General features: G+C 50.6%; 3 protein-coding genes and 1 riboswitch. All 3 genes read right to left on the bottom strand.

Going from position 1 to position 9,598, the window contains the following annotated elements; translation table 11 throughout:
- Positions 1 to 187: 187 nt before the first annotated feature.
- Complete coding sequence (locus tag HMPREF0658_RS03325; protein WP_024990933.1) at positions 188 to 562, bottom strand: RidA family protein; 375 nt, start codon at positions 560 to 562, stop codon at positions 188 to 190.
- Between the two features lie 222 nt (positions 563 to 784).
- Complete coding sequence (locus HMPREF0658_RS03330; RefSeq protein ID WP_006948520.1) at positions 785 to 7,366, bottom strand: DUF4465 domain-containing protein; 6,582 nt, start codon at positions 7,364 to 7,366, stop codon at positions 785 to 787.
- Between the two features lie 204 nt (positions 7,367 to 7,570).
- The gene (locus tag HMPREF0658_RS03335) at positions 7,571 to 8,629 is read right to left on the bottom strand and encodes a hypothetical protein (protein ID WP_006948522.1); all 1,059 of its coding nucleotides are present in this window, start codon (positions 8,627 to 8,629) and stop codon (positions 7,571 to 7,573) included.
- A gap of 235 nt (positions 8,630 to 8,864) precedes the next feature.
- Positions 8,865 to 9,059, bottom strand: a riboswitch (cobalamin riboswitch).
- Between the last annotated feature and the right edge of the window lie 539 nt (positions 9,060 to 9,598).

The raw sequence follows: 9,598 nt of genomic DNA on the forward strand, positions 1-9,598 counted from the left end.
CAACACCCGGTTTTTCAAAACAATTCAATAAATCTGCAAGCGAAAGCTTAACTTTGAGGCGATGAAAGCTATGCTTTAAGGGCGTAAAAGCTATGCTTCGACAGGTTCAAAGCACAGCTTTTACAATCGGGTGTGTGAACGGTTGCAGGTCAGCAAGTTACATGCGTCCCTCCATTCACAGTGCGACTTACTTTTCTGCGATGCACTCCACTTCTACCAAAGCTCCTTTGGGAAGGGTCTTCACAGCAAAGGCCGAACGGGCGGGATACGGTTCCTTAAAGAACTCGGCATAGACTTCATTCATCGCTGCGAAGTTATCTATGTCGGAAAGGAAAACGGTGGTCTTTACCACATGTGTGAGGTCGATGCCTGCGGCACGAAGTACGGCCTGCGCGTTGGTGAGCGACTGCCGCGTCTGCTCTTTGATTCCACCTTCAGCAAATGCGCCGGTTGCGGGGTCGATGGGTAATTGACCGGATGCAAAAACGAAACCGCCGGCCTCAATAGCCTGACTGTAGGGTCCCACGGCTTTGGGTGCCTGCTCTGTGTGAATGGTTTTCATGTTTTTTATCTGTTTAAAAGTGATTTTATAAGTGGTGCAAAGATAAGAAATAACGGGCAAACAACCAACACCCTACCACATGTTTTTCACTCCTTACTTGGGTTCATACAAAGCGTATAGAGGTACAGTCCAAAGCAAAGAAAGAGGCTGAAAACGGAAAAAGGGTCCGCCACATCTTATCGTGGCAGACCCTCTCAACAAGTATGAAAGAAAAAAGTTATTCTATCTGATAACAACGCGGCGTGTCGTAGAACGGCCATCTGTCGTTACTTTCACAACGTAAACGCCTGCATTCATAGTTTCCGAATGTACGGACGAAACGTTGCCCGAAGCCGTCAGTGTGGTTACCAAGACACCATTCGCTGTAAAGATGTGTGCCGTGGCAGTGCCGGTAAGACCGCTTACGTAGATGCGTTCGTTGTCAACAAAGACGTTGAGAACACCAACCGATGCATCAGCACCATCGATACCTGTGGTATATGATACGGGGATGCGCACAAACTGTATCTTTCCTTTCTGCGTTGCACTGACGAGCACAGAGAACGTCTCGGATTTGCTGCCGCTTATCTTCAGATGACCATCGGCTGTGATTTCTACCTGTGATTTCACGGTAGGAGCCAAGGCATCGGCCAGTGCGTAGGTAACGGTAGCCGAAGAACCATCGAGCGTGAAGAGGTCAGACAGTTTGATGGTGCTGCTCACCGGCTGCACAGGCGCATCGGTAATCTTACGGTGACCGTTGAGGTTGTCCATACAGAAGTACATCGGCGTGGTCAGACCAAAGCTGTTCTTCTTGGTTCCCGACAACTTAAACGTGAGATCCTTCACCTTGCCTAAGCTGCGCAGGTCTACCCATTGCCATGTGTCGAGATAGTAATGGTCGGCTGCATTGTTCGAGCGATAGTCGGCCAGATAGTAGTCTACTTGAGCCTTGGTACCGTCGGCATGCTTACCGGTGATGGTCACTTTATAGTAGTCACCTTTCTTGAAACCGCCGGCTACGGAAGACATTCCGTCACCGTTCTTCACGGCATCTACCACCCACGCTGTATTCGTGATATAGAAACCGCGGATGCTGTCGCCGTCGGCCTTATTCAACACGTCGATAGAACCGCCCTGCGGATAAGCCACCAGATAGTTGGCAGACCCGTCTACGCCGCTTGTTGTAGCACTGTTGAACTGGTCGCGCAACATGTGAGCGCCGTCGTAAGTGCCTGCAGTGGCATTGCTATAGGTGAAGTTACACCACGTGGCTATATCCGGATAATAGTTGTGGGCAAACCGATAGGTACCACTCACGAAGGAGATGTCGTCACCGGCCTTCAACCAATGAGCGTCATTGTCTAAATAGAGGTTCTCAAACGTGGCCGTAACGGCATCGCCCGTCACTGTGATACGGCAGGTATCGCTGGCAGTCTTACCGTTTTTGTCGGTAACAATGACCACATAATCGTCGCATTCCGTCGGCGTAACAGTGGCAGAAACCTCTTCACGCTTCCCGTTGAACCACTTCACGTTGTAGGGCGGAGTTCCCTCTGTAGCGGTAGCTTTCAACGTTACCGGCGAGCCGAGAGCAACGGTTTGGTCTTCTGCTTTCACCTTCGGGTCTTTGGCTTCCGCAATTTGCTCTTTAGAGGCCTTGAACTTCGAGGTAGCAACCACTTCGCCGGCATTACCGCGAAGGTCTTGTAACACGATGTAAGCAATATACTCTTCGTTCTTCGTCAGAGAGGTGAGCGAAGTGGAAACGACAGCACCCTTGTGCAGACCGACAGTCTTCGTAGCGGCGAGTACTTCGGCCTTGGTGGGCGCAGTCTCTGAGGCTTTCTTCACCAAAATGTGCGCCTTGCCGGCCTTGTCTGCCTTGAGATAGAGTGAAGCGTCGGTATCGGTGATGTCGTTTACCTGCGGATAACCGGACATCAGCGTGGGAACGGCTGCAGCATCATTGTATTCATAGGCACCGATAGTGGGTGTCGAAGCATTGCGTGCCGTGCCTTCGATGTCGGTAGCAACATAGGCAAGGGGTTGCGCCGTGAGCAGATGCCCTTTGGCAGCAGGCGCGAGTACATCGGCACTGAGGAAAGTCACCTTCTCATTGTACGAGTCTGCCTCGTCAGACTTGGCTTTCCATTCTGCCAAGGTCTTGATGTCCGACTTGTCGTTGGCCAACACCGTACCCGTTGTAAACAGCACGTTATGGGCGTACTTCGCAGTCTTCACATACTTAGCTTGCTTGAATGAATAGACATAACCGCCGGCTTCGTTTTGCAGAACGTTGTTCACCACATTCACATCTTCTCCCATTTCATTATCGAAATACAAGGCGGAAGACTTCGCTGTGCCGGTGATACGTATCGTATTGTAGGCAATGGCGAGGTGCGAAGAAGCAAACTTGAGGTAAATACCATTGGTAGTAGATATCTTGGCATTCACGCAGATATCGTTGTTCACAATGCAGGCAGGTGTTGTCGCTGTGCCATTGATACTGCGCACGTAGAGACCTTCCGCATAGTTATCCGTGGCAAGATGAATCATATTGCCTTCCACACGCACAGCACCCTCGGCATCGATGTCGATACCATTGAAGTCGCTCTTATCGGTAGATGTGTTCTCAATCGTGTTGTTCAGAATTTGCACGTCTTGCTCTCTCACCACATAAATGGCCTTAGAGCCCTGATGGCGGAACGTATTGCCACTCACGACACCACCGATTTGCTTCGGTAAGTTCACATATCCTGTGCCTGCAAGGTGTACACCGGTATAGCCGCCCTCGAGCAGACAGTTCTTCACCGTGAGGTAATCATTGTTCTGATAGGCCTTGTCGCGGGCAGTTTGATATATCAATTTGATACTTTGCTGGAAAGTAGTTGTCATGGCCGTGTGGATATAGCAACCATCGATGGTTACATGACGGCTCATATTGCGCATAAAGACTACCGAAGGATGTTTCAAGTTGGTCGTAGTAAGTTCTACGCCACGAAGCGTGGTATAGTCGGCACCATCGAAAGTAAACACACCGCGGTCTTCTTCCTTCACAGTTCCGTCGTACTTAGGCTCGGTGTAGATTTCGTAGTAAATCTTCACGTCGTGGTAGTCGCCGCTTTCCGACTGAATGGTCAGCGTGTTGGCGGGCGACATGCCCGGTACTTCTGGCACGAGGATATGCTCTTTATAGACACCTTTCTTGATGTTGATGGTCACAGGTCCATCAATACCCTCTTTGAGTGCATCGATAGCAGACTGAATGGTGGCATACTGCTGGCCTTGTCCTACAATGAGCGTTCCATTCTTACCGGCCTTCACCTCGGTAGAGGCAGTAACGGCAGTAGCTGGTGTTACATCGGAACCCGAAACGGTGATGCCGTTCAGTTGTGCTGAAACAGCCGTGCCAATGGTTGCCGTGGCCTTCACGTCATAGGTAATCCAGAAATGATAGGTACCCTTATCGGCAATGGTGTATTGTCCGTTCACGACGTAAGGCACACTCGATGCCGAACCGAACACATTGTTTTCGGCAAACGATGCTTCCTTGTCCGTCTGGTATACGTGTACGTTGGAAACGACAGCCTCGCCGGTTGCCCCCACATTGAACTTCGTCACATCGAGCGTTCCCTTATCACCCTCGACAGCCATCTGCACATGCAACATGCGCACGTTTGTCTGTCCTTTCATGATTTTGGCGGGAGCGGTGGCTTCCACACTGACTGACTGCACAGACAGCTGTGCGGGAGTAAAGGCACTTACCTCTATTTCAAAGCCCTCACCTACGGTCGTCTTGGTCACGTATTTAATGGTGAGCTTGCCATCTGCGGCCTTAGAAACAATCTCCGTGCCTTCCGATTTCCTGTCTAAGAGGAAGTCTTCTTTCTCTTTTACACGGTCGCCGTAGTACACATACATCTTATCGGCATAAGTGAGATGCCAGCTTTTGGCGAGCAGTTTCACGACGTCGCCCGCCGTCTTCGGGGCAAAAGTGATGGTACCGGTAAAGTTTCTCGACTCATCACCCGCGGGTCCGCCATCGTCATATACCAAGAGAGAGGTGCCGGCAGCAATAACTTTCTCGTCGTTGGCTCCGCTTTTCAGTGAATAGAGATTCTTTATCACGCGTTCACCGTCAGGGTCGGCTGTTGTCACCGCTTGTTCCGTGCCCGATACCTTGACACCTGTCACGGCGGCATCGAGTTTGTCTTCGGCCTTGGCATCAGCTTTCACGTCGTAATGGACGCGGAACCAGTTGTTGCCTTCCGACAGTTGGAACGGTGTAGCCAGCGGTAGAACCACGGTGGCATCACCGGCTGTAAGAGAAGTAAGGGTGACTAATGGCGTGGCAGAAAGTACCTGATTATCGGTTCCTGCACTAAAGACAGCCACCTTGTCTATATTCTTCTGCGAACCTTTCAGGTTGAGGGTAACGGCTTGCAATTCGAGTGCATTTTTATCGCCGGCAGTCTGCACGTTGAAGCTCAACACGGCTTTGTCTTTCTCGCCCGCAGAGACGATATCGGTTGATGCCTGCTCTGCCGTGACGGTACCCAATGTCATGGGTTTCGACTGATACTCTTTCACCTGTGCTACAAAGCCTTCGCCAAGGTAATAAGAGGTGGAAGACTTGGGATTGAACACGATGGTCAATGCACCATCGGCCGATGTAGAACGCAAGATATGACCGGGGCCTTTGTCTTTGTCGGCAGCCGACGAGAGTTCCCACAAGGGCGTACCTGTAGCGTTCTTGCCGCTGTAGACGCGGAAAACAGCTCTCGTCTGGAAATTATTGCTGCTATAATAGAGATTGAACTTCGAGAAGTCTATCTGCACCACATGTCCTGCATGGGCAGGCACGAACGTTGTCACACGGTCGGATGTACCGCCCTCATACTTATTACTATGGAAGGAATTGGGTTGCGACTTAAATTCCATCGTTCCGTTTACCGTCTTTGTACGGCTGCCCTCTAAGGCAAACACCATATTCTGCACGGTACGGTCGCCGTCGGGATTGCCATTGGCAAATGTATGCGTGGCATTTTCAAACGTCACGGACACGGCCGTAGCGTCTATCTTTTGGCCATTGACGGCTAATTCCTGCACATCGTAAACAAGCCAGAAGTAGTTGTCGCCCTCCATCAGTTCCATTTCCGAAGCGGCCTGAATGGTGAACGCGTCGGCGGTCACTGCCGTCTCGCCCACTTTCTTAGCTGTAGAGAAAGCATTGCTTGTCTTCGTATAATATAAGGTGGCTTTAGCTACTTGTGCAAACGTGTTGTTGGTAGTGAACTTAAAGTTTTTCACTTTCAACACGGGCGAGGTGTTCTCTGTGGTCAACTTCACGGAGAGTATCTGCTCGTCGGTGTCGCCGGCACATACCGTACCTTCGGTTATCTGTTTCACCTCGGCGGCTTTCACGGTCATGGGCTGCGGCGTAAATTGCGACACGATGGCCTCGAAACCGTCGTCGGTATTGCTGTTGTCGCTCTTGAAAACCACGGTCAGTGCGCCGTCGGCCGACGTAGAACGCACCGTGCCCGTATTGTCTTTGACAAATGTGCGTAGCAGTGCGCTGGGCTTCACATCCTTTCCGCTGTAGACGGAAATGCTTTGCTTATAGATAGAACCATAGGCTATCTTCATCTTCGTGAAGTCTACCATCACTTTCTTGGTGCCATCTGCGGGCAAGAAGGTAATCTTGCCGTTGAATCCGGCCGACACCTTACCGTCTTTTCCACCATCGTCGTAAAAATTGAGCGGCGTATTGCCCACCGTTACCGTTTGGTCTTCATTGGACATGAGCACGACAGAGGGTACAGAAACCGTGACGGGCGATGCAGCCGTAAAGCCGCTGATGCCTGCAGGCTGTGCCTTGGTGGCAAGCCCCGATATGTTTACCTGCACCTTGGCACCGATGGCGGCATCGCCTTTGAAACTGCCGACGACGGAATAGGTGTTGCGTCCTTCGACCAACGCGTCTTCCAAAGTAAAGGTATAGGTCGTGCCGTTTTGCGTCAGTGTGGCAGCGAGGGGTTCTGCATTGTTGAAGCTCTTGGCATCGCCTTTATAGAGTTTCAACGTCATAGGGTCTACCGCACTTTCGTTGATGGGTAAGGTAAAGTTTACCTGCGTCAGTGCATCTGCATTGCTGAAGCCCGCGGTCTGTACGTAGGCCGTAGCGAGATTGATGTTGGAACGCAATGTAGGCGTGGCCGACACATGGTCGTAAGAAGAGCCTGCACCCGTTATGTGCATGGGCGTTGTGCTCACACATTTCACCTTAGCTACCCAGCCGTCGCAATCAACGGCATCGTAGAAGAGGAAGCCCACAGCGATGGAGCCATCGACAGCCGACGAGGTGTACACCTTATTTGTATGCGTACCTGTCAGTTCGCCGAGCACGTTGCCCGCGGGCAACTTCATGTCCGAGAACTTCGGTTGCTGCTTGGTGAAAGGGAACTTGTTTTCGGGATCGGGGTCTCCGGAATACACTTTGAGCAGGGCGGGCGTAGAGGTTGTCGAACCTTTCAGCTCCACTTTCTCAAAGGTAATCTGGATAACTTGTCCGGCCACAGCTGGTTTGAATACCGTCATGGACTGGGCTTGGTAGCCATCGTCCTCGTCTACTTCAATCTTCCCCGTTCCTTCGGGGTCGTAGTAGGTGATTTCCTGCCCTTGAGCTACCGTGATGGTTTTCTTGCCCAAAAGGGTTTGGTTCACCGTGTTGCCGCTTTGCGCCTGTGCCTGTATGGGCACCGACAACAATAACGGCAGTAGGGCGAATGCCCAAAACAATGCGTAAAATCTTTTTTTCATTGCTGGTTATGATAAATGTTGGTTGATTGGTTTTATTTCTTTGTTTTACTTCTCTGTCCGAGCGAAAGAAGGAAATGTCGGCAAGTGCTTATCCGGCGTTCATCGCCCGTGTTATCAGGAGATGCCGCCTCTTTTCATCTTTCAACTACTTAGAGAGCTGTTGATAGCTCACCACTATGACAGACGACTTCTTTAACGAGTAAGTTACTTGACGATAACCTTGAGTACCGTTCCGTCAGACATGCGCACGATGTTCACACCTCGCAGCGGCGCATCGAGTTTGCGGCCGTCTATGCTGTAGCGTCCCACCTCTACGGCATCGGCCGACGTCACTCCATTGATGCTCGTGGCAATGGCAGCCAACGATTCTTCCAAATGCAGGTCTTCTGCGCCTAACACCTCCGTAGAGGTTTCGCCGAGCCAACCGCACATCTGGTTCATACCATTGTAGACGCGTATGAAGTCTACGAAATCTATCTTCACCGGATTACGATGCGCATCTACCGCCCAATCGAAATCGAAACTGCACGCATCGCGGTCGCTGTTGGGTTTGTTGTCCACATAGCCGTATCTAAAGAAGTATTGCACCCAGTATTGCGAACCCGATTTACCTATATCCCAACCATTCTGCGGCAGACGTGTGCCTTTGAAAGTTGTCATGGGCGGGAGCCACAGGGGATAGAACTCTTGGGCGTGAAATTGGTTGCGTTCCACCTTTCCCGAATTGCCTTGATTGTCTGTCCACGGGATGTCTTCCATATCCTTGCGGGTATAAGTCAATTCATAGCCATAGACGACTTTGCCCACACTGTCTACATCGCAGCTGCCGGAAAGTTCATACCACGGATCATCAGGCTTGCCGTTGCCATTCACATCCTTGGAAACCATCACGATACCGGGTTCGCAACTGCCCCTTCCGGTACCGGAAGAAAAGGCATTTCCCATGATGTAGACATCTTTCTTGCCCTTGATATTGGCAATGCTGTGGTCGAAATGGAAAGTCACATATCCACCATAGGCACCCAGCGTAATGAGTGTTCTTTGGTCATTGGCCAAACATTTGGTACATTTCTCGGCCATCTTTTCGGGTGTATCGTCCTTTTCGTATTCAGGAAGTTTGTTTACGAACTGACCCGGCGCGGGAACATATTCATCCACGGCCTTGATGTAGATGCTGTGCGTAGGCACATCGTCTTTTCGCTGAGCTGATACCCATGTGGCAATCGATATGCCCAACACACATAGAAGTAGAGATTTTTTCATAAGTCTTTATATTAAAGGGTTAAAACTTTATCGAAACAAGAAGAACATCTATACAAGAGCTTGTCCGTGCATACCCCGATATTGCAGGCACCGCAGGCAAGATATGCCGCACAGACCACTGCGCCGCATATACGCCTGCGTCGCAACAGTCATTGCATTGAGCAATGCCCATGTTCGTCTTTTCTTCATCTTAAGATTGGATTAACTTCTCTGGCCTTCTCCACGAGACCCGAAGAAATATCATGATACAATGGCAGGTCTTCTGACTACACCGTCCGAAAGCGAACACCTTCCCGACCCTATACCGGCATCAGTGGCACATCGTTCGCCTCGCGAAAAGGACGGTTCACAGCAGCGGGACTGTCCGGGAGTTACACCCGATTCCCTTTTCATCACCGATGATGGTGAACCTATTGCACGTGCAAAAGTAAGCATCTTTTCAGAAAGATGCAAACTTTTCCAACAGAAAAACAGAATAAGAGATATGCGAGTTCGGGATAAGGCCATCTGGGCTGTAAGCCCCGACGGGACGTAAGACCTTAGGCAGGGTGTGAAGCTCGTAAGAGCTTAACCCCTGATAAGCATGTGTAGAAAGATGAACCCCGTAGGGGTAACGGAAGATGGAGGCATAGTGTTCTGCCGCCCCTTGCTTCCTCTCCGTTTCAGCGAACTTCGTTTCAGGGCTTAGATAGCGAGAATCCACGACACAGGGGCTGCGCTATCACTTACCCCTGTCTAACGTCTGTCGCCCCTTTGGGGCTATTGGATAAGATTCTCTTATCCCGAATTCGCGTAAGAGATAAAGCTATCCAGCCAAAAGTCAAAGGAATTTATCTCTAAAAATAGGCAGTTGCTCAACTGTCTGTTCATACTTGCCCAACTGTCTGAAAATAGTTGGCCGACTCTGCATGAAAAGTTGGCCAACTTTGCGCAAATAGTTGGCCAACTTTTTCCAACGAGTTGCCCAAC

Origin of the sequence: Hoylesella marshii DSM 16973 = JCM 13450 (assembly GCF_000146675.1) — a bacterium.
In the GTDB taxonomy this organism is placed as follows: Bacteria; Bacteroidota; Bacteroidia; order Bacteroidales; family Bacteroidaceae; genus Prevotella; species Prevotella marshii.

Bases quoted from the DNA above. Each gene is read 5' to 3' on its own strand.
- HMPREF0658_RS03325 (WP_024990933.1), bottom strand. From the start codon at position 562: ATGAAAACCATTCACACAGAGCAGGCACCCAAAGCCGTGGGACCCTAC.
- HMPREF0658_RS03335 (WP_006948522.1), bottom strand. From the start codon at position 8,629: ATGAAAAAATCTCTACTTCTATGTGTGTTGGGCATATCGATTGCCACA.
- HMPREF0658_RS03330 (WP_006948520.1), bottom strand. From the start codon at position 7,366: ATGAAAAAAAGATTTTACGCATTGTTTTGGGCATTCGCCCTACTGCCG.